At 72.9% G+C, this 25,381-nt stretch carries 23 protein-coding genes; 15 read left to right on the top strand and 8 right to left on the bottom strand.

Annotation, left to right across the window (positions count from 1 at the left end; translation table 11 throughout):
* Positions 1 to 235 precede the first annotated feature (235 nt).
* From ACN263_RS19710 to ACN263_RS19700, 3 genes are read left to right on the top strand one after another with little or no spacing between them, the layout of a single operon-like run.
* Positions 236 to 1,342: an AAA family ATPase gene (locus tag ACN263_RS19710; RefSeq protein ID WP_422735852.1), complete on the top strand. Its 1,107-nt coding sequence runs from the start codon at positions 236 to 238 to the stop codon at positions 1,340 to 1,342.
* Positions 1,321 to 2,322 (top strand): DUF58 domain-containing protein, encoded by a 1,002-nt coding sequence (locus ACN263_RS19705; RefSeq protein ID WP_422740757.1) that lies wholly within the window; start codon positions 1,321 to 1,323, stop codon positions 2,320 to 2,322. The genes ACN263_RS19710 and ACN263_RS19705 overlap by 22 nt, the downstream gene beginning before the upstream one ends.
* Entirely contained in the window at positions 2,319 to 3,269 is a 951-nt protein-coding gene (locus ACN263_RS19700; RefSeq protein ID WP_422735851.1) for a VWA domain-containing protein, read from the top strand. The genes ACN263_RS19705 and ACN263_RS19700 overlap by 4 nt, the downstream gene beginning before the upstream one ends.
* A gap of 326 nt (positions 3,270 to 3,595) precedes the next feature.
* Here ACN263_RS19700 and ACN263_RS19695 read toward each other — a convergent pair whose 3' ends face one another.
* The 4 genes from ACN263_RS19695 to ACN263_RS19680 form a co-directional block, all read right to left on the bottom strand.
* Entirely contained in the window at positions 3,596 to 4,849 is a 1,254-nt protein-coding gene (locus ACN263_RS19695; protein WP_422735850.1) for an acyltransferase family protein, read from the bottom strand.
* A complete protein-coding gene (locus ACN263_RS19690; RefSeq protein ID WP_422735849.1) occupies positions 4,846 to 5,742 on the bottom strand; it encodes an alpha/beta hydrolase in 897 nt (298 codons plus the stop codon). The genes ACN263_RS19695 and ACN263_RS19690 overlap by 4 nt, the downstream gene beginning before the upstream one ends.
* Positions 5,743 to 5,844: 102 nt before the next feature.
* Positions 5,845 to 6,507 (bottom strand): response regulator, encoded by a 663-nt coding sequence (locus tag ACN263_RS19685; protein WP_422735848.1) that lies wholly within the window; start codon positions 6,505 to 6,507, stop codon positions 5,845 to 5,847.
* Positions 6,504 to 7,727, bottom strand: a complete 1,224-nt coding sequence (locus tag ACN263_RS19680; RefSeq protein WP_422735847.1) for a sensor histidine kinase — start codon at positions 7,725 to 7,727, stop codon at positions 6,504 to 6,506. The genes ACN263_RS19685 and ACN263_RS19680 overlap by 4 nt, the downstream gene beginning before the upstream one ends.
* A 155-nt stretch (positions 7,728 to 7,882) precedes the next feature.
* Here ACN263_RS19680 and fabG point away from each other — a divergent pair, with 155 nt between their 5' ends.
* From fabG to ACN263_RS19660, 4 genes are all read left to right on the top strand, one after another.
* Complete coding sequence (gene fabG, locus ACN263_RS19675; RefSeq protein WP_422735846.1) at positions 7,883 to 8,587, top strand: 3-oxoacyl-ACP reductase FabG; 705 nt, start codon at positions 7,883 to 7,885, stop codon at positions 8,585 to 8,587.
* 28 nt (positions 8,588 to 8,615) lie between these two features.
* A complete protein-coding gene (gene fabI, locus ACN263_RS19670) occupies positions 8,616 to 9,383 on the top strand; it encodes an enoyl-ACP reductase FabI (protein ID WP_421472122.1) in 768 nt (255 codons plus the stop codon).
* Between the two features lie 100 nt (positions 9,384 to 9,483).
* Positions 9,484 to 10,536, top strand: a complete 1,053-nt coding sequence (locus tag ACN263_RS19665) for a ferrochelatase (RefSeq protein ID WP_422735845.1) — start codon at positions 9,484 to 9,486, stop codon at positions 10,534 to 10,536.
* Positions 10,529 to 11,308, top strand: coding sequence for an HAD-IIA family hydrolase (locus ACN263_RS19660; protein ID WP_421472120.1), 780 nt, complete (start codon positions 10,529 to 10,531; stop codon positions 11,306 to 11,308). The genes ACN263_RS19665 and ACN263_RS19660 overlap by 8 nt, the downstream gene beginning before the upstream one ends.
* A gap of 111 nt (positions 11,309 to 11,419) precedes the next feature.
* Here the strand turns inward: ACN263_RS19660 and ACN263_RS19655 are convergent, their stop codons facing one another.
* On the bottom strand, positions 11,420 to 12,214 hold the full coding sequence (locus ACN263_RS19655) for a hypothetical protein (RefSeq protein WP_422735844.1): 795 nt from the start codon (positions 12,212 to 12,214) through the stop codon (positions 11,420 to 11,422).
* A gap of 299 nt (positions 12,215 to 12,513) precedes the next feature.
* Between ACN263_RS19655 and ACN263_RS19650 the strand changes: the two genes are divergently transcribed.
* The gene (locus ACN263_RS19650) at positions 12,514 to 13,326 is read left to right on the top strand and encodes a DUF3097 domain-containing protein (RefSeq protein WP_422735843.1); all 813 of its coding nucleotides are present in this window, start codon (positions 12,514 to 12,516) and stop codon (positions 13,324 to 13,326) included.
* 48 nt (positions 13,327 to 13,374) lie between these two features.
* Here ACN263_RS19650 and ACN263_RS19645 read toward each other — a convergent pair whose 3' ends face one another.
* Complete coding sequence (locus ACN263_RS19645) at positions 13,375 to 14,676, bottom strand: serine hydrolase domain-containing protein (protein WP_422735842.1); 1,302 nt, start codon at positions 14,674 to 14,676, stop codon at positions 13,375 to 13,377.
* Between the two features lie 98 nt (positions 14,677 to 14,774).
* Between ACN263_RS19645 and ACN263_RS19640 the strand changes: the two genes are divergently transcribed.
* The 4 genes from ACN263_RS19640 (at position 14,775) to ACN263_RS19625 (ending at position 19,744) form a co-directional block, all read left to right on the top strand.
* Positions 14,775 to 15,248, top strand: a complete 474-nt coding sequence (locus tag ACN263_RS19640; RefSeq protein ID WP_422735841.1) for an NfeD family protein — start codon at positions 14,775 to 14,777, stop codon at positions 15,246 to 15,248.
* Between the two features lie 5 nt (positions 15,249 to 15,253).
* Entirely contained in the window at positions 15,254 to 16,360 is a 1,107-nt protein-coding gene (locus ACN263_RS19635; RefSeq protein ID WP_422735840.1) for an SPFH domain-containing protein, read from the top strand.
* Between the two features lie 233 nt (positions 16,361 to 16,593).
* The gene (locus ACN263_RS19630) at positions 16,594 to 17,364 is read left to right on the top strand and encodes a hypothetical protein (RefSeq protein ID WP_422735839.1); all 771 of its coding nucleotides are present in this window, start codon (positions 16,594 to 16,596) and stop codon (positions 17,362 to 17,364) included.
* A gap of 181 nt (positions 17,365 to 17,545) precedes the next feature.
* Positions 17,546 to 19,744, top strand: coding sequence for a transglycosylase domain-containing protein (locus ACN263_RS19625; protein WP_422735838.1), 2,199 nt, complete (start codon positions 17,546 to 17,548; stop codon positions 19,742 to 19,744).
* A 133-nt stretch (positions 19,745 to 19,877) separates the two neighbouring features.
* Here the strand turns inward: ACN263_RS19625 and ACN263_RS19620 are convergent, their stop codons facing one another.
* A complete protein-coding gene (locus ACN263_RS19620; protein WP_422735837.1) occupies positions 19,878 to 20,240 on the bottom strand; it encodes a DUF1330 domain-containing protein in 363 nt (120 codons plus the stop codon).
* A gap of 126 nt (positions 20,241 to 20,366) precedes the next feature.
* Between ACN263_RS19620 and ACN263_RS19615 the strand changes: the two genes are divergently transcribed.
* The gene (locus ACN263_RS19615; protein WP_422735836.1) at positions 20,367 to 20,984 is read left to right on the top strand and encodes a TetR/AcrR family transcriptional regulator; all 618 of its coding nucleotides are present in this window, start codon (positions 20,367 to 20,369) and stop codon (positions 20,982 to 20,984) included.
* A gap of 143 nt (positions 20,985 to 21,127) precedes the next feature.
* Here ACN263_RS19615 and ACN263_RS19610 read toward each other — a convergent pair whose 3' ends face one another.
* Positions 21,128 to 22,975 carry a thiamine pyrophosphate-requiring protein gene (locus ACN263_RS19610; protein ID WP_422735835.1) on the bottom strand — a complete coding sequence of 616 codons (1,848 nt, stop codon included), beginning with the start codon at positions 22,973 to 22,975 and terminating at the stop codon, positions 21,128 to 21,130.
* Positions 22,976 to 23,007: 32 nt separating this feature from the next.
* Between ACN263_RS19610 and ACN263_RS19605 the strand changes: the two genes are divergently transcribed.
* Both ACN263_RS19605 and argG read left to right on the top strand, forming a co-directional pair.
* A complete protein-coding gene (locus ACN263_RS19605; RefSeq protein ID WP_422740756.1) occupies positions 23,008 to 23,895 on the top strand; it encodes a TrmH family RNA methyltransferase in 888 nt (295 codons plus the stop codon).
* A gap of 28 nt (positions 23,896 to 23,923) precedes the next feature.
* Positions 23,924 to 25,375 (top strand): argininosuccinate synthase, encoded by a 1,452-nt coding sequence (argG, locus tag ACN263_RS19600; protein WP_422735834.1) that lies wholly within the window; start codon positions 23,924 to 23,926, stop codon positions 25,373 to 25,375.
* The last annotated feature ends 6 nt before the right edge of the window (positions 25,376 to 25,381 follow it).

Raw genomic sequence — 25,381 nt, 5'->3', positions numbered from 1 at the left:
CAGTCTAGGGCGGCCGCAGCGAGAAGTTTGAGCGCCGGGCGGCCACGGGGGGAGCCGCCCGGCGACGGGATGAATCGTACACGCGGCGGCCCGGTCCCTGTCCACCCATGACGCGCGATTCGATGCTCGGGACGGCGCGGCGAAAATCGGCTTCTCCCCACCTCGACACTCAGGAAGGCATGCGAGTCTTGATACCGCACCAGCCGCGACGACCGACAAACGCTGTGGAGGACCGGTGGCCCAGCCGACCACGCCCGACGCCCCGACGCCCAACGGGGCGACACCCCCGGCGCCCGCCCCGGTGACCACGCCCGCGCAGGACGCCACCCTGTTGGAGAAGGCGCTGTTCGAGATCAAACGGGTCATCGTCGGCCAGGACCGGATGGTCGAGCGGATGTTCGTCGCGCTGCTCGCCCGCGGCCACTGCCTGCTCGAAGGCGTGCCCGGTGTGGCCAAGACCCTGGCCGTGGAGACCCTCGCCAAGGTCGTCGGCGGGTCCTTCGCCCGGGTGCAGTTCACCCCCGACCTGGTGCCGGCCGACATCATGGGCACCCGGATCTACCGGCAGTCGAGCGAGAAGTTCGACGTGGAGCTGGGGCCGGTCTTCGTCAACTTCCTGCTCGCCGACGAGATCAATCGTGCCCCGGCGAAGGTGCAGTCGGCGCTGCTCGAGGTGATGAGCGAACGGCAGGTGTCGATCGGCGGGGAGAGCCACCAGGTGCCCGACCCGTTCCTGGTGATGGCCACCCAGAACCCGATCGAGCAGGAGGGCGTCTACCCGCTGCCGGAGGCCCAGCGGGACCGGTTCCTCATGAAGATCGTGGTGGGTTATCCGACCGACGCCGAGGAACGGGAGATCGTCTACCGGATGGGCGTGGCCGCGCCGGAACCGACGGCGGTCTTCGACACCCCCGAGTTGATCGCGCTGCAACGCAAGGCCGACCAGGTGTTCGTGCACAACGCGCTTGTCGACTACGCGGTTCGTCTGGTGCTGGCCACCCGTACGCCCGCTGAGCACGGCATGCCGGACGTCGCCCAACTGATCCAGTACGGGGCCAGCCCGCGCGCCTCGCTCGGACTGGTCCGGGCCACCCGCGCGCTGGCGCTGCTGCGCGGACGCGACTACGCGCTGCCGCAGGACGTCCAGGACATCGCTCCGGACATCCTGCGGCACCGGCTGGTGCTCAGCTACGACGCGCTCGCCGACGACGTGCCGGCCGACCACATCGTGCAGCGGGTGATGTCCACGATCCCGCTTCCGTCGGTCGCGCCCCGGCAGCAGGCCACCCCGCCGTCGAGCGCCCCACCACCCGGCGCGGGCTGGCCCGGGCAGCGGCCGTGACCTCACCCACCCCTCGTCCCGCCCCGCTGGGTGACCGCAGCGAGGCCGTGCTGTCCCGGTTGCAACTGCTGGTCACCCGCAAGCTCGACGGTCTGCTCCAGGGCGACTACGCCGGTCTGCTCCCCGGGCCGGGCAGCGAGGCGGGCGAGTCGCGGGAGTACCGCCCCGGTGACGACGTACGCCGGATGGACTGGCCGGTGACCGCACGGACCACGACCGCCCATGTGCGCCGTACCGTCGCCGACCGGGAGTTGGAGACCTGGCTGGCCCTGGACCTCTCGGCCAGCCTGGACTTCGGCACCGGGCAGTGGCTCAAACGGGAGGTGGTGGTGGCCGCCGCCGCGGCGATCACCCACCTGACCGTGCGCGGCGGCAACCGCATCGGTGCGGTGATCGGCACCGGCGGTGGCGCGTCCGCGCCGGTCCGGCGTTGGCGCGGTGGCCCGCCACCACCCGGTCCGGGCGTACTCACCCGCCTGCCGGCCCGCTCCGGCCGCAAGGAGGCGCAGGGCCTGCTGCGCGCCGTCGCCGGCACGCCGATCCAGCCCGGCCGGGGCGACCTGGGCGCGCTCGTCGACATGCTCAACCGTCCGCCCCGGCGGCGCGGGGTGGCCGTGGTGGTCTCGGACTTCCTGGCGCCGGCCGAGCAGTGGGCCCGGCCGATGCGCAAGCTGCGCGTCCGGCACGACGTGCTGGCGATCGAGGTGGTCGACCCGCGCGAGTTGGAGTTGCCCGACGTGGGGGTGCTGCCCGTGGTCGACCCGGAGAGCGGTGAGCTGCACGAGGTGCAGACCGCCGATCCCCGGCTGCGGCAGCGGTACGCGGAGGCCGCCGCCGCCCAACGGGCCACCATCGCCGCCGCGCTGCGCGGTGCCGGCGCGGCCCACCTGCGTCTGCGTACGGACCGAGACTGGCTGCTGGACATGGTGCGTTTCGTTGCCGCGCAGCGGCACGCGCGGACCCGGGGGACGACACGATGATCCGTTTTCTGCAACCGTGGTGGCTGCTGGCGGTGCTGCCGGTGCTCGCGCTCGCCGCGTTCTACGTCTGGCGGCAGCTGCACCGCCGGGCGTACGCGATGCGGTTCACCAACGTGGACCTGCTGCGTACCGTCGCGCCCAGGGGCCTGGGCTGGCGGCGGCACGTACCGGCGACCGCGTTCCTGCTCTGCCTGCTGGTGCTCGCCACGGCCCTGGCCCGCCCCGCGGTGGACACGAAGGAGCCGTTGGAGCGGGCGACCGTGATGCTCGCCATCGACGTCTCCCTGTCGATGCAGGCCGACGACGTCGCGCCGAACCGGTTGGAGGCCGCGCAGGAGGCGGCCAAGCAGTTCGTGGGCGAGCTGCCGGAGAGCTACAACCTGGGTCTCGTCTCCTTCGCCAAGGCGGCGAACGTGCTGGTGCCGCCGGGCAAGGACCGGGACGCGGTGACCGCCGCGATCGACGGGCTGGTGCTGGCCGAGGCGACCGCGACGGGCGAGGCGGTGTTCACCTGCCTGGAGGCGATCCGGTCGGTGCCGGCCGACGGCGCGGCCGGTATCCCACCGGCGCGCATCGTGCTGCTGTCGGACGGCTTCCGCACCTCCGGCCGGTCGGTGGAGGAGGCGGCAGCCGCCGCGCAGGCGGCGAACGTGCCGGTCTCCACCATCGCGTTCGGCACCGACACCGGTCAGGTCGACATCGGTGGGCAGCTCCAACGGGTGCCGGTGGACCGGCTGGCCCTCGCCGAGCTGGCCGAGACGACCGAGGGCTACTTCTACGAGGCGGCCTCGGTGAGCGAGCTGAAGCAGGTCTACCAGGACATGGGCAGCTCGATCGGGTTCCGGACCGAGCCGCGCGAGGTGACCCAGTGGTACGCCGGGGTGGCGCTGCTGCTGGCGCTCTGCGCCGGCGCGCTCAGCCTGCTCTGGACGTCACGGATGATCTGACGAGCGGTCGGGCGGGAAACGACCCGGGCCCGACCGGCCGGCGGTGGTCAGTGACCGCCGCCGGCCAGGACGAAGACGACGGCCACCCAGACGGCGGCGAGGGTGAAGCCCAGCGGGGCGACGTAGCGGCTCATGGACGGCTCCGAGTGGCGGCTGGACGATCCGCGGGTGAGGGCGGACCGCAGGGGGTGGGGACGCGCACACGAAGTCGTGACCGGGCGGCTCCCGGCGACCGTCCGGTGACCGGACGGCGCGGCACGCACCACGGCGTCGACCGAGGTGGTGGGGGAGCGGAGCGGGGTCAGCTCGCCAGACTGAGTCGTGGCTCAGCGGGGCTGACCATCGGCCCGGCCACGACTAGGAGGATCGCTATCTCGCACAGCGATCACCTCCTGCAGGTCGGCCCGGCCCGAACGTCGATGATCGTACACCTGAGCCGGCCCCGGCACGCACTCGCCCGACCGGTCCGCGAGCGCTCCACCGCCCGGCCGTACCGGCCTGGCCCGACGCGCTGTCGACCCGGTTCCGCGCCCTCCGCGTACCACCGTGACCAGCGTGGCGGCGAGCAGCGGCAGCCAGCAGCACCGGGCCAGCAGCCACGCCGGACCGTCCGGCGCGGTGTGCAGCCCGGGCAGGGCCATCCCGCTCCGCGCGGTGAGCGCGGTCACCGCGACCAGCACCGGCTGGTGCCACAGGTAGATCCGCACGGCGTCACGGTTCATCGTGGCCACCACGCGGGCCGGCAGCGGCCGGGCCAGCAACCGTTCCCACCCGAGCCGGGCCAGCAGGCCCAGCCCGACCTGGGTGGCCGCCAGCGCCACGGCCAGCAGCGACGGCGGGTTGAGGTTGGACATCCCGACCCCGGGCACCCCGACCGCGCTGGCCGGGTAGCCCAGCGCCAGCAGCACGGCGAGCGTCCCGCCCCCGCCCACCGCCAGCAGGGCCGCCGCCCGCCGGCCGGCCAGCCGCCCGTCGGCGTGGGCGAGGCCGAGCAGGTACGGCACCGCCCAGGCCGCCACCACGCTGACCGGCGGCACGGTCACCCCGTCCGGCGCCAGGCGGACCGCGACGTCGCTCGCCGCCACCACGGCCACCGCCGGCAGCGCGCAGCGTGCCACCCCCCATCGGCGTACGGCGGCGCGCAGCGGGCCGCTCGACGCGACGAGGAGCAGCAGCGGCGCCAGGAACCACAGCGGACTGACCGCGAGCCGCAGCCCCAGGGCGAGCGTGTCGTCCGGCGCGCCCAGCACGGTGGCGGCCAGCAGCACCGCCGCACCCGTGCCCAGCAGCGCCACCGCGGGCAGCAGCAGTCGACGCGTGCGGCGGGCCAGCCAGCCGCCCCACCCGCCCCGGTGCCGCGCCAGCGACCGGGCCGAGCCGAAGCCGGCGGCGAAGAAGAACAGGCCGAGCGTCTGCACCAGCCAGGTCACCGGGGCCAGCCCGGGCATCGCCGCCAGCGGGCTGGCCTGGCGCAGCCCGCCGTCGCCGGTCAGCACCAGGCCGGTGACCATCCAGTGCCCGAGCACGACGCCACCGATGGCGTACGCCCGCAGCGCGTCCACCGCGCGGTCGCGGCTCACCGGGGGTCCTCGACCGGTCCGACGCCCAGCACGACCCCCGCGACCGCGTCGAGCGTGGCGCTGCCCGGCGTCAGGTAACCGTCGTGTCCGGCCACCCCGTCCACCGGCAGCGGTCGGGCGCCGAACGCCGGGTCGCCCGGCCGACGTCCGTGCCCGAGGCCGGCGAGGCGCACCGCCGGCACCCGACGGATCCAGTCGGAGGACGCCTCGGCCGCCCAGAACCGCAGGCCGTCGCGGCACTCGTCGGCCCGTTGCACACCCGCGCCGACCCCACCGAGGCTGACCACGTCGGTGACCTGCGCCGGGGCGTGCGCTGCCGCGAGCGCCACCACCAACGCCCCGTAGCTGTGCCCGACCACCGTGATCGTCGCGGTGGGACGCCGCGCCGCCAACTCCCGCAGCAGCCCGGCCAGCGCGACCGCCCCGCGCCGGGCGCTGGCGTCGCCGGCGGCGGCCAACACCCCGTCGGGCGGGTCGTAGCCGAGCCAGGCCAGCACCGCGACCCGCGCCGACGGGTCGGTCGACCGCAGCCGCCCGTAGAGCTGGCGGGCCTGCACCGCCGGCGCGCGCCCGGCCACCCCACCCAGCCCTCGGTCGAAATCGGCGAGCGTACTGCCCACCCCCGGCACCAGCACCGCGATCCGGTCCGCGCCGGTCAGGTCGCCGACCACCTCCACGACGCGGCCGTCACCGCGCGGATCGAACGTCAGAAACCGGCGTCCGTCGGCCGTCCAGTCCGCGTACGGGGGGCCGGCCGCGCGCATCGCCGCCGCGGTGACCGGGTACGCCTCGACGAACCCCGCCGCCACGACCGGTTCCGGCCCGCCGGGCAGCATCAGGTTCACACCGAGCAGGGTGCTCACCGCCACCCGGGCGGCAGTTCGTCGTCGCATGTGTGGTCTCCCCCTCCGGAATGTCGTCCGGAGGGAGAGTGCGGGGGCGCACGGGCCGGGGGCGTCGTCCCGGGGAGCCGTCTTCCGGGTGGCTCTCCGGTGCTACTCGCCGGCGGCGACCAGACCCGTCTCGTACGCCAACACCACCGCCTGGGCCCGGTCGCGCAGGCCGAGCTTGGCCAGGATCCGCCCGACGTGCGTCTTCACGGTCTGCTCCGCCACCACCAGGTCCTTGGCGATCTCCGCGTTGTTGCGGCCCCGGGCGATCAACCGCAGCACCTCGGTCTCCCGTGGGGTCAGCCCGGCCAGGTCGGTGGGGCGGGGTCGGCGGCGTTCCGGGCGGGCCGCGAACTCGGCGATCAGCCGGCGGGTCACCGCCGGGGCGAGCAGCGCGTCCCCGGCCGCCACCACCCGCACCGCCTGCACCAGGTCGGCTGCGGGCGCGTCCTTGAGCAGGAAGCCGCTCGCACCGGCGCGCAGCGCCTCGTACACGTAGTCGTCCAGGTCGAACGTGGTGAGGATGAGCACCCGGGGGCGCTGCGCCGAGCGGTCGCCCAGCAGTTGACGGGTGGCGGCCAGCCCGTCCAGGACCGGCATCCGCACGTCCATCAGCACCACATCCGGGTCGAGGCGACGGGCGGCGGCGACCCCCTGCGCGCCGTCGGCGGCGTCGCCCACCACCAGCAGATCGGGCTGGGCGGCGAGCAGCGCGCCGAAGCCCTGCCGGACCATCGCCTGGTCGTCGACGATCAGCACCTTGATCATGTGTCCAGGCTCCCCACCTCGTACGGCAGTTCGGCCGCCACCGCGTATCCGCCGTCCGGTAGCGGCCCGGCGGTGAACGTACCGCCGAGCGAGGTGGCGCGCTCGCGCATACCGGTCAACCCGTGGCCCGGCCCGCCGTCGGCGGTCGGTGGGGCGTCGGGCGGGGAGTTGTCGACGCGTACTCCCAGACCGGCCGGACCGGCGCGGACGGTGACGCGCACCGCGGCGCCCGGCGCGTGCCGGGCCGCGTTGGCCAGGCCCTCCTGGACGATGCGGTACGCGGCCAGCCCGACCGGCGCGGGCACCGCAGGAGACGGGTCGGCGTCCAGGGTCACGGCCAGCCCGGCGCGGCGGGCCGCGTCCACCATCGCGCCCAGGTCGGCCAGGTCGGGCTGCGGGGCGGTCTGCGGTCCGCTGACCTCGCTGCGCAGCACCCCCAACAGCCGCCGCATGTCGGTCAGCGCGTCGCGGGCCGAGCCGGCGATGGCGGCGAACTCGGCGGCGGCCGGGGCGGGCACGTCGTCGAGGCGGTACGGCGCGGTCTCGGCCTGCACGGCGATCAGCGACATGTGGTGTGCCACCACGTCGTGCAGCTCGCGGGCGATCCGGGTGCGCTCCTCCAGCACCGCGCGGCGCTCCTGCTCGCGCTCGCTCAGCTCGGTCTGCGCCGCGAGCGCCCGGCGGGACAGCCGGTTGCGCCGGATCAGGTCGCCGACGATCGCCAGCGCGCCGAGCAGCGCCAGGACGGCGGCGCGGTTCTCCGGGCGGACCAGGGTGAGCACCGGTATCGCCGTGATCGCCACCAGCCACGCCAGCACCGGCCGGTCGACCCGCGCGGCGGCCACCGCGACCACGGCGACCGACCCGAGGGCCAGCGGCGGGGTCCACGGGCCGGGCAGGTCGGCCGGCGCGTTGAACGTGCACACCAGCAGGGCCAGCACGGTCAACCGCCAGGCCAGCAGCGGACGCCGGGGCAGCGCCAGCAGCGGTGCCGTGGTCATCGCCGCGAACAGCACCGCCACCGGCGTCGGCAGCTCCAGATCCAGCTCCACGCTCAGCGTGATCCAGAAGAAGCCGAGCGCGGCGAGCAGGCCGATCGGGGTGAGGGCGCGGGCCAGTCGGGGCCAGCGGGTCCGCAGCGGTCGATCGGATGGGGCATCCCGGCCCCACAGGGTCTGCCCCAGCGCGCCCAGAGCCAGGACGAGAGGTTGCCGGTTCACCACCCGGAGGCTACGGGCCGAGGGTGCCACCGGGCGTGCCCCCGCAGGTTGATCCGCACGTCGTACCTGGGTGGGACGCCACACCCGTTAGCGCTTACTTGCGGGTAACGCCTAGGCTCCGACGCGTCCATGCTGAGCAGTCGCAAGGAGGAACCGTGGCCCGTACCGTGCTGGTGACCGGCGGCAACCGGGGAATCGGCCTGGCCATCGCGCAGGCCTTCGCCAAGCAGGGTGACCGGGTGGCGGTCACCCACCGCAGTGGCGAGCCCCCGGAAGGGCTGTTCGGCGTACGGGCCGACGTCACCGACGCGGCCTCGATCGACGCCGCGTTCACCGCCGTCGAGGCCGAGCTGGGCCCGGTCGAGGTGGTCGTCGCCAACGCCGGCATGACCGACGACACGCTGCTGCTGCGGATGTCCGAGGAGCAGTTCACCGGCGTGGTCGACACCAACCTCACCGGCGCGTTCCGGGTCGCCAAGCGCGCCTCCGGCAAGATGCTGCGGGCCAAGTGGGGCCGCTTCATCTTCATCTCGTCGGTGGTGGGCCTCTCCGGCGGCGCCGGTCAGGTCAACTACGCCGCCAGCAAGGCCGGCCTGGTCGGCGTCGCCCGCTCGATCACCCGCGAGCTGGGCAGCCGCAACATCACCGCGAACGTGGTGGCGCCCGGCTTCATCGACACCGACATGACCGCCGGTCTCTCCGACGACCGCAAGGCGGAGATCCGCAAGTCCATCCCCGCCGGCCGGATGGCCAGCCCGGACGAGGTGGCCGCCGTGGTCACCTGGCTGGCCTCGGACGGCGCCGGTTACGTCTCCGGCGCCGTGATCCCGGTCGACGGCGGCCTCGGCATGGGCCACTGACCTTCTCTGACTACGGAGGAAACCCTGCATGTCCGGACTGCTCGCCGGTAAGCGGCTGCTCGTCACCGGTGTCATCACCGACGCCTCGATCGCCTTCTCGGTGGCGAAGCTCGCCCAGGAGAACGGCGCTCAGGTCGTGCTCACCGGCTTCGGCCGGCTCTCCCTGGTCGAGCGGATCGCCAAGCGGCTGCCCGAGCCCGCGCCGGTGATCGAGGTCGACGTGACCAACGCCGAGCACCTGGCCAGCCTCGCCGACCGGGTCCGCGAGCACGTCGACGGGCTCGACGGCGTGGTGCACTCGATCGGCTTCGCCCCGCAGAGCTGCCTCGGCGGTGGCTTCCTCGACGCGCCGTGGGAGGACGTGGCGACCGCCCTGCACGTCTCGACCTACTCGTACAAGTCCCTCGCGATGGCGGCGCTGCCGCTGATGTCGGCCGGTGGCGCGGTGGTCGGCCTGACCTTCGACGCCACCAAGGCGTGGCCGGTGTACGACTGGATGGGCGTGGCCAAGGCCGGCCTGGAGTCCGCGTCCCGCTACCTGGCGCTGCACCTGGGCAAGCAGGGCATTCGCAGCAACCTGGTGGCCGCCGGGCCGCTGCGCACCATCGCCGCCAAGTCGATCCCCGGCTTCGACCAGTTCGAGACCGCCTGGAGCGAGCGCGCCCCGCTCGGCTGGAACCTCACCGACCAGGAGCCGGCCGCGCGGGCCTGCCTGGCGCTGCTGTCCGACTGGTTCCCGGCCACCACCGGCGAGATCGTGCACGTCGACGGCGGCTACCACGCCATCGGCGCCTGACGCTCCTTCGGCGACGCCCCCGGGAGCCGCACGCGTGATCTCCGCGTCAGCACCAGGGGGCGTCGCCGGGTCGTCGTGGCCGAGGGGCAAGAATGACCCCATGGCGTACGACGCGGTGGTGTTGGTGTCCTTCGGTGGGCCGGAACGGCCGGAGGACGTGATGCCGTTCCTGCAGAACGTGACCCGCGGCCGGGGCGTGCCGCCCGAGCGGCTGGCCGAGGTCGCCGAGCACTACCAGCACTTCGGCGGGGTGTCCCCGATCAACCAGCAGTGCCGTGACCTGCTGGCCGCCGTCCGCGCCGACTTCGCGGCGCACGGTGTGGACCTGCCCGTCTACTGGGGCAACCGCAACTGGGACCCGATGCTCGCCGACACCGTGACCCGGATGCGCGACGACGGTGTGACCCGGGCGCTGGCCTTCGTCACCAGCGCGTACGGCGGTTACTCGTCCTGCCGGCAGTACCAGGAGGACATCGCCGCCGCCCGGGCCGCCGTCGGACCCGACGCGCCGGTGATCGAGAAGCTGCGGCAGTTCTGGGACCACCCCGGGTTCGTCGAGCCCCACGTCGACGCGGTCCGGGCCGCCCTCGCCCAACTCGACCCCGCGAAGCGGGACACCACCCGGCTGGTGTTCACCGCCCACTCCATCCCCACCTCGATGGCGGCGAACGCCGGCCCGCACGGCGGCCGCTACGAGGCGCAACTGCGCGAGACCGCCCGGCTGGTGGCCGCGGCCGCCGCCCCTGACCTGGCGTACGACCTGGTGTGGCAGAGCCGGTCCGGCCCCCCGCACGTGCCGTGGCTGGAACCCGACATCAACGACCACCTCGGCGCGCTCGCCGAGGGGGGCACCACCAGCGTGGTGGTCAGCCCGATCGGGTTCGTCTCGGACCACCTGGAGGTGGTGTGGGACCTGGACACCGAGGCGCTGGAGACGGCCAAGCAGCTCGGTCTGGACTTCGTCCGGGCCGGCACCCCGGGCACCGACCCGCGCTTCGTGACGATGGTCCGGGAACTGGTCACCGAACGGACCGACCCGGACGGCGCGCAGCTGCGCCGACGCCTCGGCGACCTGCCCATGTGGGACACCTGTCCCACCGTCTGCTGCGTACCGACCCGCCGACCGACGCCTGCTGGGGGCTCCGATGCATGACCGCAAACCCGTGCAGAGCTGGCTCACCGACATGGACGGTGTGCTGGTCCACGAGGGTCAGCCGGTGCCCGGAGCACCGGAGTTCGTCAACCGGCTGCGCGCCTCCGGCAAGCCGTTCCTGGTGCTGACCAACAACTCCATCTACACGCCGCGCGACCTGACGGCCCGGTTGAGCCGGATGGGGCTGGACGTGCCGGAGGAGTCGATCTGGTCCTCGGCGCTGGCCACCGGCCAGTTCCTCGCCGACCAGCGCCCGGGTGGCACCGCGTACGTCATCGGCGAGGCCGGGTTGACCACCGCCCTGCACGCCGTCGGGTACGTGCTCACCGACTTCGCCCCGGACTACGTGGTGCTCGGCGAGACCCGCACCTACAGCTTCGAGGCGATCACCAAGGCGATCCGCTTGATCAACGACGGGGCCCGGTTCATCTGCACCAACCCCGACGTGACCGGCCCGTCCGTGGAGGGCGCGTTGCCGGCCGCCGGCTCGGTCGCCGCCATGATCTCCAAGGCGACGGGGGTGGAGCCGTACTTCGTCGGCAAGCCCAACCCGATGATGATGCGATCGGCGCTGAACACGATCAACGCGCACTCGGAGACCACCGCGATGATCGGTGACCGGATGGACACCGACGTCCTCTGCGGCCTGGAGGCCGGGCTGGAGACCATCCTGGTGCTCACCGGCATCAGCAGCCGTACCGAAGCCGAGCGCTACCCGTACCGCCCGTCCCGCATCGTCAACTCCGTAGCCGACCTGCTCGACGAGATCTAACCCCGCGCCCCTCTTTTCTCGTCGATCTTGCACTTACTGTCGACGGTATGGGGCGTTATGTCCCTTACGTCGCAGCAGAAAGTGCAAGATCGGCGCGGTCCCGGGTGGGGGCTAGGGGCGTAGGGGGGCGTTGCAGGCTGCTACCAGGGCTTGGCGGCAGGCGGTGGTGAGGGGGCGTAGTGCCGCGTCGCGCTGCTGGGCCTCGTAGTTGTTGATCGCGCCACCGGGGGCGGCGTGCCCGGCCAGGGCGAGGACCCGGTCCAGCACGGCCGCGCGGGCGAACAGCCGGCGCGCCCGTGGGTCGAAGCCGGGCGGCAGGTCGGTGGCACCGTCGGGCCGGCGCAGCGCGGCCAGCGCGCCGGCCAGCTCGGGCCGCCACTGGGCCACGTCGAGACGGGTCAACGCGGCGGTCGTCTCGGCCAGCGCGGCGGCCAGTTCGGCTTCCGCCTCGGCGGCCCCGGGCAGTGACAGCGAGGCGGCCGGCGCGTCGGCCGGCAGCGGGTACACCCGCCACAGCACCGTCTCGAAACAGTCTCCCGAGCCGGAGGTGTGACTGCGTACCTGCGGGATCAGACCCAACCCGCCGGCCACCACCGCCTCACCCGCCACCAGCGCCGCTCCGGCGAAGTCCCCGGGACCGGGCAGGCCCCGTGGGTCGCCCGGCGCGGGCAGCACCAACCGGATCTCGTCGGGCGACAGCTTGGCCAGGGTGGGCAGCGCGGCACCCAGCGGCACGTCGGTCCAGGTGCCCGGGGCGTCCGCGACGAGGTGCTCCTCGTCACCGGCGATGGCGTCGGCGACCTCGTCGTACGGCACCAACCCGGCGCGCCACGCGCGCACCCAGGCAACGAACCGGCTCGACCGGCGCGGCGCAAGGGTGGCCGCGCCCGTTGCGGGGGTGGACATGCCGAAAGGGTACGTGGTGATCGGTGGCCCTGTCTCGGCTGCCGCTCCGGCCGCCCTGCCTGCCCCGAACTGCCCCCTTCGCCCCGCCCAGTACCGCCCCGCCCCGCCGCACCCCACCCGAATCGCGTCGATCATGGAGTTGTGGTGCCGGATTCCGTGCGGTTGGCAGCGCTTCGTGCACCACCACAACTCCATGATCGACGGGCGCGGGCGCGGGCGCGGGCGCGGGCGCGGGGACGGGGGCGCGGGCGCGGTGTGTCGGGGTGGGTGGGTGCGGGGTGCGGGTTAGCGTGATCGACATGGCGGGGCGATACGGCGAGGACGTGTTGGCGGGCGACTGGCGACGGCGCAAGGTCACCCCGGAGGTGGACGCCGAACCGGATCTGGTGGTGGAGGACGCCGACTCCGGCTTCTGCGGCGCGGTGGTGGGTTTCGAGGCCGGCGCCGTGGTGTTGGAGGACCGGCACGGTAAGCGGCGCAACTTCCCGCTGCTACCGGCGGCGTTCCTGCTCGACGGCCGGCCGGTGACGCTGCGCCGCCCGACCCGCGCCCCGGTGCCGGCGGCCCGTCGGCGGACCGCCTCCGGGTCCGTGGCGGCGGAGAACGTCCGTGCTCAGGTCGCCAAGGCCAGCCGGATCTGGGTCGAGGGCATCCACGACGCCGCGCTGGTCGAGCGCATCTGGGGTGACGACCTGCGGATCGAGGGCGTGGTCGTGGAGCCGCTGGACGGCATCGACGACCTGGACGCGGCGGTCCGTGACTTCGCCCCGGGCCCGACCCGACGCCTCGGCGTGCTCGTCGACCACCTGGTGCCGGGCAGCAAGGAGAGCCGGATCGTGGCCCGGGTGACCTCGCCGTACGTGCTGGTGACCGGGCATCCGTACGTGGACGTCTGGCAGGCGGTCAAGCCGGCCGCGTTGGGCATCGCGGCGTGGCCGGTGGTGCCACCGGGGCGGCCCTGGAAGGAGGGGGTCTGCGCGGCCCTCGGGGTGGCCGAGCCGGCCGGCATGTGGCGGCACATCCTGTCCCGGGTGAACAGCTTCGCCGACGTGGAGACGCCCCTGATCAACGCCATGGAGCGCCTCATCGACTTCGTCACCGAGCCGGCCTGACCGGCCGGTCCGCCCGGCCACGGGCCGGCCGGTCCGCCCGGCCACGGGTCAGGGGGCCTCGTCCGGGCTGCGGGTGAAGACGAACGTGGCGATGTCGATCGCCGTCGCCCGCCCGTCGTCGTCGCGCAGCACCGACAGGATCTCGCCGTTCTCCGGGCCGGAGCGTCCCCGCCAGCGGTCCGTCCCCTCGGCGGTGAACCGGCTCACCCGCTCACCGCGTACGTGGGCCACCAGGTCACCTCCGTCCCAGCGCAGGTCCAGCGAGGTGCCCATCCACCACCAGCGACCGGTCAACTCGGCCACCTCGGGCGCGGGCGCGGCGGTGACCGGCCGCCACGGCTGCGGCACCGGCGGCTCGGTGTCCAGCACGCTGGTCAGCAGCCGACGGGCGAGCGTGGTGATTCCGAAGCCGTACGAGTTGGCGAAGCCGACCACGGCGGTACGGCTGGCTCGGTGCACCACGAGGGCGGCCACGTACCCGGGCATCGAGCCGCCGTGCCCGACGTACACGCGTTCGCCGTCCCGGTAGAGCTCCAGTCCCAGCCCGTGCCCGCCGGTCCAGGAGTCGAGGTCGCTGATCACCACGGGCGCGCACATCTCGGTCAGCGTCTCGGCGGCCAGCACCGACGGGTCGGGGTCGGCCAGGAACGCGGCCCAGCGGCCCAGGTCCTCGATCGTCGACCAGAGTTGCCCGGCGGGGGCCATCGCGCCGGTGTCGGTCCGGGGTTCCTCGCGCAACGTGTGGTGCCAGGGGTGGACGACGTAGCCACGGGCGAACGGCTCGGTGGCCGCGTACGTGGTGCGGCGCATTCCCAGGGGACCGAGGACGCGGTCGGCCAGCAGCTCGGCCCAGGGCGTCCCGGTGAGCCGTTCGAGGAGTCCGCCGAGCAGCCCGTACGCCAGGTTGGAGTAGTGGTACGTGGTGTGCGGCGGGTACGCGATCTTGTCGGCGGTGACCCCGGCGAGCAGGGTCGGCAGGTCGACGCCCTCGGCCCGCTCCCACCAGTCGCCCTCGGGTTCGCGCTGCATCCCGCTGGCGTGCCCGAGGAGTTGGCGCAGGGTGAGCGCGCCGAGTGCGGTGCCGGGCAGGTGCTGCTCCAGCCGGTCGTCGAGGGCCAGCCGGCCGGCGTCGCGCAACTGCATGACCAGGGTCGCGGTCATGGTCTTGCTGATCGAGCCCACCCGGTACTGCAGGTCGAGATCCGGCCGGGGGTGTTCGCCGGCGACGGCCAGGTGCGCCAGCGCGCCGTCGCGGACCACGCCGAGCACCAGCGACGGGACGTGGCCCTCGGCCTGTGCCTGGGCGACCTGGTTGTCGATCTGTCGGGCGGTCTCGGGTAGCAGGGTCAACGGTTCTCCTCGGGTCGGGCCGCCGCCGGATGGGTCTCGCCGAGCCTACTGATCTTCGCGAAGAAGCCGCGCGAGCATTTGCATGTCACGATCGTGGGGTGGATGCCGTGCTGTGGATCGTGCTGGGTGTGGTGCTGGCGGTCGCCGAGATCTTCACGACGACCCTGTTTCTGATCATGTTCGGGGTCGGCGCGTTCGCCGCCGCGGGTGCGGCGGCCCTGGGCGCGCCGGTCGCCGTGCAGGCGCTGGTCTTCGCGGTGGTGTCCGCACTGAGTCTGGTGGTGGTCCGGCCGGTGATCAAGCGGCACGGCCGGTCCGCGCTGGAGAACGGCGAACAGCCGTTCGGCGTGGAGGCGATCGAGGGTTCCACGGCGCTGGTGCTGGAGCGGGTGGACGCCGAGCACGGCCTCGTCAAGATCGACGGGGAGTTGTGGACGGCCCGGCCGTACGACACGACGCAGAGTTTCGAGCCCGGTCAACGGGTTCGGGTGATAAAGGTCCGGGGCGCGACCGCCCTGGTCTGGCAGGACGACGTTTCTTCCGCCGGCGAGCTGCCGGAAGCGAGAGGGTGAACGGGATGACGATAATCGGGGTGCTGGTGATCGCGGTGGCGCTGATCGCCGTGATAACGCTGGCCAAGGCGGTGCGGATCGTGCCGCAGCAGCGCCACGACGTGGTGGAACGGCTCGGTAAGTACAAGCGCACTCTCAGCCCCGGTCTCAACCTGCTGGTGCCGTTCATCGACGCGGTCCGTACCAAGGTCGACATGCGTGAGCAGGTGGTCAGCTTCCCGCCCCAGCCGGTGATCACCTCGGACAACTTGGTGGTCTCGATCGACACGGTCCTCTACTTCAAGGTGGTCGACCCGGTCCGGGCCACGTACGAGATCTCCAGCTTCCTGCAGGCCATCGAGCAGTTGACCGTGACCACGCTGCGGAACGTGATCGGCTCGCTCGACCTGGAGCGGGCGCTGACCAGCCGGGACGAGATCAACCGGCACCTGTCCGGGGTGCTCGACGAGACGACGGGCCGCTGGGGCATCAAGGTGACCCGGGTCGAGATCAAGGCGATCGAGCCGCCGGCCAGCATCCGCGACTCGATGGAGAAGCAGATGCGCGCCGAGCGGGACCGGCGTGCCGCGATCCTCACCGCCGAGGGGCACAAGCAGTCGCAGATCCTCACCGCCGAGGGTGAGAAGCAGTCCGCGGTGCTGCGGGCCGACGGTGACCGGCAGGCCCGGATCCTGCAGGCCGAGGGTCAGGCGAAGGCGATCCGGACGGTGTTCGACGCGATCCACCAGGCGAACCCGAGCCAGAAGGTGCTCGCCTACCAGTACCTGCAGGCCCTGCCGCAGATCGCCCAGGGCAGCGCGAACAAGGTCTGGATCGTCCCGGCCGAGCTGACCAAGGCTCTGGAGGGGATGGGCGGCGCGCTCGGTGGGCTGAGCCAGATGGTGGGGGACGTGCCCGCGCCGGAGGCCGCCGACCACGCGAGCCAGGTCGAGCGCGAGGCCGCGGAGGCGGCGCAGGCCGCCGCCGACGCCGCGCAGCAGATCCACGACGAGGTACGCGTCGCCGAGGCGCAGGCCACCGGCGGCAACAAGCCGCAGGGGCTGCCCGCGCCGGAGCCGGTCACCCCGGACAGCCTGGTCAACGACCCGACGGACCAGCGCGAGCGCGGCTGACCCGTCACACGGGCCGCGCGGCGGATGAGCGCGGCCGGCGGCGCGGATTGAGCGCGGGCCGCCCGGCGCGGGCAGGGCCGGGTTCCGGACGCCGGCCGCCCGGCCGGGTAAATGCGAGAAATGCTCATGGGGTGCTCCGACGCCTGCCACGATCGGTCCTAGGACGGGTGGTGACCAGGCAATCGGGGCGCCCCGGCGCGTCTCGCACCGCTCGCGGACGAGCGAGGTGACGCATGAAGGATCCGGCGAATCGGATGTGGTCCTCGGCCCCGGTGCCCGGCGCGCACGATCCGGTCGCGCCGCTGGGCTCCCGGCGTGCCGGCGGCGGGTTCGGCGTCCTGCCCTTCGTCGGCGAGCCCACCCCGCTCGCGCCCGCCACGAACGCCAGTTGGGCCTGGTCGGTACGACGGTTCGCGCGGGCCGCGGTGTGGCTGCTGCCGGCGTACGCCATCCTCTACGGCGCGGTGGCGATGGCCAGCGACGGCGGGGTGGGCAACGACCCGTATCCGGCGGACGGCCAGGCGGTGTACCTGATCGGCTGGGTGGCGGCGGTCTGGCTCGGCCTGCTCGCGCTGCTGGCCCTCACCGGCCTGCTGGCTGCGACCCGCAGCCGCCGGGTGGCCGCCGCCGGGCTGCTGGTCAGCATCGCCGGCACGGTGCTGATGTTGCCGTTCGCCGGCTTCGAGGAGCAGACGCCGGTCTTCGGCACCACCGCGCGGTCGCTGGTCCTGCTCGGCGCGACGTTCTACAGCGTGGGGTGGTTCCTCACCGGATGGGCGGTGGCCCGCTCGGGCACCTTCAGTCTCGGTGACGGGGTCATGCTGATCATCGCGGCGCCCCTGCTCGGCCTCGGCGGCGCTCTGATCGGCTCGCTCCAGACGTTCGGCGCGATCTTCGTCCTGATCGCCGGCATCGGCATCGGCTACCGCAGTGGCCGCCTGATGCCCCGCGAAACCGCGAGAGACGCCGCGTCCGCAAGCGTCAGCACAACCCCCACCCCCTAAACCGCCCCTGCCTGCCGCCCCCTGCCCGCCGCCCTCCCCGGTGATCAAGAGGTTTGCGTCAAGAATCGGCCCTCAGCTGACGCAAACCTCTTGATCACCGAGCTGAAGGTGGGGGTGGGGGGTGGTGAAGTTCGCAACAGGGGGTGGTCGGTTGGCGTTATTTGTGGCAATCCTGGGTTGCATGGCCGCCCCTCGCTCGCCGCTGTCGCGGCTGTTCACCGTGCTGCTCGCCGGCGTGCTGGCCGGGCTCGTCCTGGCCGTCGCGGCGCTGCCGGGCAACCTGCTGGTCGGGTTCGCCGCACGCGCCGCGATCGGGTCGTACGCCGCGCTGCCCGACTCGCTGCGCACCCCGACGACGCCGCAGCGCTCCTACCTCTACGCCAACGACGGCAAGACGCTGCTCACCACGTTCTACGACGTGAACCGCACCGACGTCGGGTTGGCCGACATCGCCCCGGTGATGCGGCAGGCGATCGTGGCGGCCGAGGACCGGCGGTTCTACGACCACGGCGGCGCGGACCTGCGCGGCCTGGCCCGGGCGCTCGTCGCCAACGTCAAGGGCGGCGGCACCGAGCAGGGCGGCTCCACGCTGACCATGCAGTACGTGCGCAACGTCCTCAAGACCGACCCCACCCGGACGCCCGAGGAGCGCGCCGCCGCCACCGACCCCACCGTCGGGCGCAAGCTCCAGGAGATCCGGTACGCGGGCGCGCTGGACAAGAGCCTCGGCAAGGACGAGATCCTCGGCCGGTACCTGAACATCGCCTACTTCGGCTCCGGCGCGTACGGGATCGCGGCGGCCAGCCAGCGCTACTTCGGCAAGCCCCCCGCACAGTTGACCCTCGCCGAGTCGGCGTTGCTCGCCGGTCTGGTGCAGTCCCCGGACGCGTACAGCCCGATCAGCGGCGACAAGGACCAGGCGTTGGCCCGCCGGTCGTACGTGCTGGACTCGATGGTCGCCACCGGGGCGATCACCGCCGCGCAGGCCGCGCAGGCCAAGGCGGAACCGCTGGCGCTGCACCCCACCGCGCAGCCCAACGGCTGCACCGCCGTCAACCAGGGCCACGACGACTGGGGTTACTTCTGCGACTACCTGCGCCAGTGGTGGCTGGCGCAGCCGGCCTTCGGCGCCACCCCCGCCGAGCGCGAGCAGGCCCTGCGCTCGGGCGGCTACACCGTCGTCTCGTCGCTCGACCCGAAGATCCAGGCCACCGCGCAGCAGCAGGCCACCAAGGTCTACGGGTACGACAACAAGCGCGCCCTGCCGATCGCGGCCGTGCAGCCGGGCACCGGGCGGGTGCTCGCCATGGCGGTCAACCGGCACTACAGCCTCGCCGACAACCCGAAGGGGCAGGCCAACTACCCCAACACCGTCAACCCGTTGATCTCGGGCGGGGCCAGCGTCGACGGGTACCAGGCGGGTTCGACGTTCAAGCTGTTCACCATGCTCGCGGCGCTGGAGTCGGGCCGTACCCTCTCCACCGGCTTCGACGCCCCCGCCAAGCTGCCCACCCGGTACCCGGCGGAGGGGCCGGGCAGTTGTGACGGTCGCTGGTGCCCGGCGAACGCCAATCCGGCCTGGATGGACGGGTACCGGATGATGTGGGACGGCTTCGGCCGTTCGGTGAACACGTACTTCGTGTGGCTGGCCGAGCAGGTGGGCCAGGACAAGGTGGTCGAGATGGCGCAGCGGCTCGGCATCACGTTCCGCGCCGACAGCGACGCCGCCTTCGCCAAGAACAACGCCGCGAACTGGGGGTCGTTCACCCTCGGCGTGGCCGCCACCACCCCGCTCGACCTGGCCAACGCGTACGCCACGGTGGCCGCCGAGGGCACCTACTGCACGCCGCTGCCGGTGGTCTCGGTGACCGACGCGAAGGGCGCCAAGGTGCCGGTCGGCGAGCCGTCCTGCAAGCGGGTCCTCGACGCCGACGTGGCGCGCGCCGCGACCGACGCCGCCCGCTGCCCGGTGGGTCAGCAGTCGCCGTACGGGCAGTGCAACGGCGGCACCGCCACCGGGGTGAACGGCATCCTCGACGGTCGGCCGGTGGCCGGTAAGACGGGTAGCTCGGAGGAGAACGCGACCGAGACCTTCGTCGGCTTCACCCCGCAGGTCGCCGTCGCCGGCATCGCGGCCAACCCCGACGACCCGGCCGACTCGGTGGGCTCGGCGGTGCAGAGCAAGGTGATCGACGCGGTTGCACGGGTCATCGCCACCGCCGTCAAGGGTCAGCCGGAGAAGGCGTTCACCGCTCCCAGCAAGGAGCTGGCCGGCGAGCCCCGCCGCCCGGTGGAGCGCCCGGCTGTCCCGCAGCGTGAGCAACCTTCGACCGAGGACCCCCTGTCCCCGCTGGAGCGCTGGCTCAACCGCCGGGGCTGACCCCGGATTCAGCGGCGGCCCGGCCCACCTCGGGCCGGGCCGCCGTGCTCTGTCCACCGGTCGGGGGGCACGACACTCCGAGGTCACCGCCAGGCTCGGCGATGACCTCGGAGTGACCGGCGTCTGAGCAGCCTCAGCTGTTGGCGGAGGCTGCCGCGATGGCGGCGCGCACCTGCTGGGCGAAACCGGCGACGGTGAAGTCCGGGGCCAGGCTGTCGACCAGGATGATGTCCGAGACCGCATTGTTCGTACGAAGCGGGAGGATCGCCCGGTACTCGGGCGAGTTGTACCACTTCTCGGCGTGGGCGCGGGTGGGGAACTCCATCAGGACGACGGAGCCGGGCCAGGCGCCCTCGACCACGTCCACGTCGCCCTGGGCGAGCCACTTGCCGCCGTACGGGTGCACGGTGGCCTCGACCTGCTCCAGGTACGACAGCCCCTCCTCGTTCGGGATGCCGCCGGGGATGCGCAGGTGGTTGATCAGGTAGGTGTTCATGGGGTGTCTCCAACCCTCGAAATTAAGATGACGCCCATAATCTAACCGAGGTTGGCGGCGGCGGCAAATTTTGGATTAGGCTCATCCTCTATAATTGAGAGGTCGACGGGTGGGAGGGGACGCGCGATGGGCAGGACGTCACGTGCCGAAGCGGCGCGGCACCGCGAGGAAGTGGTGGCCGCCACCTCGAGGCTGCTCCGGGAACGCGGCGCGGCGGGCATGAGCGTTCAGGACCTCATGGGCGCCGCCGGGCTGACCCACGGGGGGTTCTACAAGCACTTCAGCTCGAAGGACGAGTTGTTGGGCATCGCTGCCACGACGGCCTTCGGTGAACTCCTGGCCCTGCTGGACCAGCTCTCCGCCGACCTCCCCGACCGCTCGGAAGCGCGGGCCGCGCTGCTGCGGCACTACCTGTCACCCGAGCACCGCGACACACCCGGCACCGGCTGTGCCAACACCGCGCTGGCCGCCGACGCCGCCCGGTCACCCGCCGACAGTCCGCTGCGCGCGTCGTACGCGGTGGGTGTGCAGGAGACCATCAGGCGCTTGGCGGACATCGAGGACGCCCCCGGCGACGACGCGCCCGAGGCCCGCCGGCTGGCGCTCGTCGATCTCGCGACGATGGTCGGTGCGCTCATGCTGGCGCGCGCGACAGCCCAGACACCCCTGTCCGACGAGATCCTCCAAACCGCCCAGGAAGCCCTGTCCAGCCCACCCAGCACCCGCCCCGACAGCAACAGCTAGCGAACCCCACCCCCCCCTTACCCCCCGCGATCTTGCACTTTCGGTTGTCGATTCGCCGCTTTTGTGACGCTTTGTCGCCGCAGAAAGTGCAAGATCGCGGGGATAAGGGGGGTAGGGGGTAGGGGGTAGGGGGGAGGGCAGGGTTAGCGGTCGCGGCGGCGGGGGCGGTAGCTGGCGATCGTCGCGGGTAGGCCGCGGCGGATGATGCCGGCCCAGTCGGTGTCGCCGCGCAGCACCGCCGCGGCGGTCTTGCGGGCCTGCTCGGCGGTGAAGTGCGGCGGGAGCATCAGCTCGGCCGGGTCGACCAGGGCGTTGATGACCACCGGCCGGTCGGCGGCGAGCGCCCGGTCCCAGACGCCGGCGACCTGCTCGGGGGCGTCGACGAGTTCCCCGTGCAGCCCGAGCACCTGTGCCCACTGGTGGTAGCCGATGTCCGGGAGCTGCTGGCTGTCCGGGAACATCGGCGTGCCCTCGCTGGAGCGCTGCTCCCAGCTGACGAACGCCAGGTCCCGGTTGTTGAGCACCAGCACCACGAACCGTGGGTCGGCCCAGCTGCGCCAGTACTTCGCCACCGTGATCAGCTCGTTGACGCCGTTCATCTGCATCGCCCCGTCACCGATCAACGCGACCAGCGGCCGGTCCGGGTGGGCGAACTTGGCGCTGAGCGCGTACGGCATGGCACCGCCCATGGACAGCAGCGTGCCGGAGAGGCTGGCCAGCATCCCGGGCCGGACCTGAACGTGCCGGGCGTACCAGGCGGTCGCGGTGCCGCAGTCCACGGCGAGCATCGCGTCGTCGGGGAGCCGGTCGCTGAGGGTGCTGAACAGCAGTTGCGGGTTGACCGGGTCGGCGCTCTGCTCGGCCAGGTCACGCTGGGCGCGTCGCCATGCGGAGGTGGCCTCGGCGATCTCGGCCCGCCAGGCGGTCGGGCCCGGGCCGGGGCCCAGCTCGGAAAGGAGCGCCCGCAGGGTGGGGCGGGCGTCGCCGGTCAGGTTCACCTCGGTCGGGTAGCGCAGCCCGAGCTGCGTGCCGTCGAGGTCGATCTGCACGGCCCGGGCCTGCCCGGGTGGCGGGTAGAACTCCGAGTACGGCATGTTGCTGCCGACGATCAACAACCGGTCGCAGCCGGTCATGAGCTGCCAGCTCGGTCGGGTGCCGAGCAGTCCGATCGCGCCGGTCACCCACGGCTCGCGGTGGTCGACGGTGGCGAAGCCGAGCAGCGCGGTGGCCACTCCGGCGCCGAGCCGGTGGGCGATCTCGCGGACCTCCTCCTCGGCCCCGAGCGCGCCCTGCCCGACCAGCATCGCCACCCGCTCGCCGCCGCGGAGCACCTCTGCCGCGCGGCGCAGGTCCGCCGTCGGTGGGACGGTCGGCGTGCTGCTCGGCACGTTGCTGGTCTGGTAGTAGCCGTGCGCGTGCGGCGGATCCACGATGGCCGGCTCGTCCTGGATGTCCGAGGGGAGCACCAGCGCGGTGACGGTACGCCGGGCCAGCGCCGTCCGGCACGCCCGGTCGACCAGGTGGCGTACCTGCGCGGGGTGGTCGAGCTGGGCCAGGAACGCCGCCGCGACGTCCTTGTAGAGGGCGAGCAGGTCGACCTCCTGGTAGTAGCCACCGCCCTCGGCGGTGACCGCGGTGTGCCCGACCAGGGCGACCACGGGTTGGTGGTCGAGCTTGGCGTCGTACAGGCCGTTGAGCAGGTGGATGGCGCCGGGGCCGCTGGTCACCAGCGCGCAGCCCAGCGGCCCGCCGCCGTACTTGACGTGCGCGGAGGCGGCGAACCCGGCGGTCTCCTCGTGCCGCACCTGGACGAACTGGGCGCGTTCGTTGGTGCGTTGCAGGGCCGAGGTGATGCCGTTGATGCCGTCACCGGGATAGCCGAAGTAGCGGCGTACGCCCCAACTGAACAGGCGGGAGACGATGTGGTCCGCGACGGTGGGACGGCGGGGCAGGGTGCCCCCTTCGGCCGCTGCCGTGTGGTCTGCGCTCACCTGGCTGGTCCTTCCCGTCGTGTCCGGAACTCCTGCGGTCGTTCCCCTTCTCGACCGGACAAAACTCCCCAGCCGGGCGACGGCGGGCCGTCCGGCAGAATCGTCGGGTGCCCGTCCACCAGATCACCGACCCCGACGACGACCGGATCGCCGACTACCGCGCGCTCACCGACGTCGAGCTGCGCACCCGCTGGGAGCCTCCGCACGGCCTGTTCATCGCCGAGGGCGAGCTGGTGCTGCGCCGGGCGTTACGCGCCGGCTATCCGGCCCGGTCCTACCTGGTCGACGCCAAGCGCGTCGACCAGCTCGCCGACCTGGACACCGGCGACGCGCCCGTCTACGCCGCCACCCAGGACGTGCTGGAGAAGGCCACCGGCTTCCACGTACACCGGGGGGTGCTGGCGTCCTTCCACCGCCGTCCGCTGCCGACGGCGGCCGAGGTGCTCGCCGGCGCGCGCCGGGTGGTGATCCTGGAGGACGTCAACAACCACACCAACCTGGGCGCGATCTTCCGGGGCGCCGCCGCGCTGGGCGTCGACGCGGTGCTGCTGTCACCGTCCTGCGCCGACCCGCTCTACCGGCGCAGCGTACGGGTGAGCATGGGCGAGGTGTTCGCGCTGCCGTACGCCAAGCTCGACCGCTGGCCGGCCGGCCTCGACGAGGTACGCCAGGCGGGGTTCACCGTGCTGGCCATGACGCCCGCGCCGGACGCCGTACCCATGCAGCGGTTGACTCCGGCGCAGCGCGAGCGGGCCGCGCTGCTGCTGGGCGCCGAGGGTCCGGGCCTGACGGCGGCGGCGCAGGCGGCCAGCGACGTGCGGGTGGTCCTGCCGATGCGACGCGGAGTGGACTCGCTGAACGTCGCCGCGGCGGCGGCCGTGGCGTTCTGGGAATTGGGCCGCGGCGATCCGCTTGCATGACCATGCGTCTTGTTGAATAATCTTTCCCGTGTCCAAGGTTCTCACCTCCCTGCCCATCGGCGAACGTGTCGGCATCGCCTTCTCCGGCGGCCTCGACACCTCGGTCGCGGTCGCGTGGATGCGCGACAAGGGCGCCATTCCCTGCGCGTACACCGCCGACATCGGCCAGTACGACGAGCCCGACATCGGCTCGGTCCCCGGCCGTGCGCTCAGCTACGGCGCCGAGGTCGCCCGCCTCGTCGACTGCCGCGCCGCCCTGGTCGAGGAGGGCCTTGCCGCGCTGACCTGCGGCGCCTTCCACATCCGCTCGGGCGGGCGGGCCTACTTCAACACGACCCCGCTGGGTCGTGCGGTGACCGGCACCCTGCTGGTCCGCGCGATGATCGCCGACGACGTCCAGATCTGGGGCGACGGCTCGACCTTCAAGGGCAACGACATCGAGCGCTTCTACCGGTACGGCCTGCTGGCCAACCCGATGCTGCGCATCTACAAGCCGTGGCTGGACACCGACTTCGTCACCGAGCTGGGTGGGCGCAAGGAGATGTCCGAGTGGCTGCTCGAGCGCGGCCTGCCGTACCGGGACAGCACCGAGAAGGCGTACTCCACCGACGCCAACATCTGGGGCGCCACGCACGAGGCGAAGACCCTGGAACACCTCGACACCGGCATCGAGACGGTCAGCCCGATCATGGGCGTGCGGTTCTGGGACCCGTCGGTGGAGATCCCCACCGAGGACGTCACGATCGGCTTCGACCAGGGCCGCCCGGTGACGATCAACGGCAAGGAGTTCGGCAGCGCCGTCGACCTGGTGCTGGAGGCCAACGCCATCGGCGGCCGGCACGGCCTGGGCATGTCCGACCAGATCGAGAACCGGATCATCGAGGCCAAGAGCCGGGGCATCTACGAGGCCCCCGGCATGGCACTGCTGCACGCCGCGTACGAGCGGCTGGTCAACGCCATCCACAACGAGGACACCCTGGCCAACTACCACAACGAGGGCCGGCGCCTCGGTCGCCTGATGTACGAGGGCCGCTGGCTGGACCCGCAGGCGCTGATGCTGCGCGAGTCGTTGCAGCGCTGGGTCGGCACGGCCGTCACCGGTGAGGTGACGCTGCGGCTGCGCCGGGGCGAGGACTACTCGATCCTCGACACCACCGGTCCCGCGTTCAGCTACCACCCGGACAAGCTGTCGATGGAGCGTACCGAGGACTCGGCGTTCGGCCCGTCGGACCGGATCGGCCAGCTCACCATGCGCAACCTCGACATCGCCGACTCGCGGGCCAAGCTGGAGCAGTACGCCTCCCTCGGCATGGTCGGCGGCGCGGGAAGCGAGCGGATGATCGGCGCCGCGCAGGCGGCCTCCACCGGTCTGATCGGCGCGATGCCGGAGGGCGGCGCGGAGGCGATCGCCTCCCGGGGCGTCGCCACCGCCGAGGACGAGGCGCTCGACCGGGCAGCCATGGAGTTCGGCGTCGACTGATCCGGT

The sequence above is a fragment of the Micromonospora sp. WMMD729 genome (genome assembly GCF_049315225.1).
Taxonomy (GTDB): Bacteria; Actinomycetota; Actinomycetes; order Mycobacteriales; family Micromonosporaceae; genus Micromonospora.
The sequence above is the reverse complement of the archived record's forward strand: the minus strand, read 5'-3'. Positions and strand labels throughout refer to the sequence as shown.

What these genes read in the sequence shown, in the direction of transcription:
- ACN263_RS19700 (WP_422735851.1), top strand. Translation starts at nt 2,319, where the DNA reads ATGATCCGTTTTCTGCAACCGTGGTGGCTGCTGGCGGTGCTGCCGGTG.
- ACN263_RS19690 (WP_422735849.1), bottom strand. Translation starts at nt 5,742, where the DNA reads ATGCGACGACGAACTGCCGCCCGGGTGGCGGTGAGCACCCTGCTCGGT.
- ACN263_RS19685 (WP_422735848.1), bottom strand. Translation starts at nt 6,507, where the DNA reads ATGATCAAGGTGCTGATCGTCGACGACCAGGCGATGGTCCGGCAGGGC.
- fabI (WP_421472122.1), top strand. Translation starts at nt 8,616, where the DNA reads ATGTCCGGACTGCTCGCCGGTAAGCGGCTGCTCGTCACCGGTGTCATC.
- ACN263_RS19665 (WP_422735845.1), top strand. Translation starts at nt 9,484, where the DNA reads ATGGCGTACGACGCGGTGGTGTTGGTGTCCTTCGGTGGGCCGGAACGG.
- ACN263_RS19660 (WP_421472120.1), top strand. Translation starts at nt 10,529, where the DNA reads ATGCATGACCGCAAACCCGTGCAGAGCTGGCTCACCGACATGGACGGT.
- ACN263_RS19655 (WP_422735844.1), bottom strand. Translation starts at nt 12,214, where the DNA reads ATGTCCACCCCCGCAACGGGCGCGGCCACCCTTGCGCCGCGCCGGTCG.
- ACN263_RS19650 (WP_422735843.1), top strand. Translation starts at nt 12,514, where the DNA reads ATGGCGGGGCGATACGGCGAGGACGTGTTGGCGGGCGACTGGCGACGG.
- ACN263_RS19635 (WP_422735840.1), top strand. Translation starts at nt 15,254, where the DNA reads ATGACGATAATCGGGGTGCTGGTGATCGCGGTGGCGCTGATCGCCGTG.
- ACN263_RS19630 (WP_422735839.1), top strand. Translation starts at nt 16,594, where the DNA reads ATGAAGGATCCGGCGAATCGGATGTGGTCCTCGGCCCCGGTGCCCGGC.
- ACN263_RS19625 (WP_422735838.1), top strand. Translation starts at nt 17,546, where the DNA reads ATGGCCGCCCCTCGCTCGCCGCTGTCGCGGCTGTTCACCGTGCTGCTC.
- ACN263_RS19620 (WP_422735837.1), bottom strand. Translation starts at nt 20,240, where the DNA reads ATGAACACCTACCTGATCAACCACCTGCGCATCCCCGGCGGCATCCCG.
- ACN263_RS19615 (WP_422735836.1), top strand. Translation starts at nt 20,367, where the DNA reads ATGGGCAGGACGTCACGTGCCGAAGCGGCGCGGCACCGCGAGGAAGTG.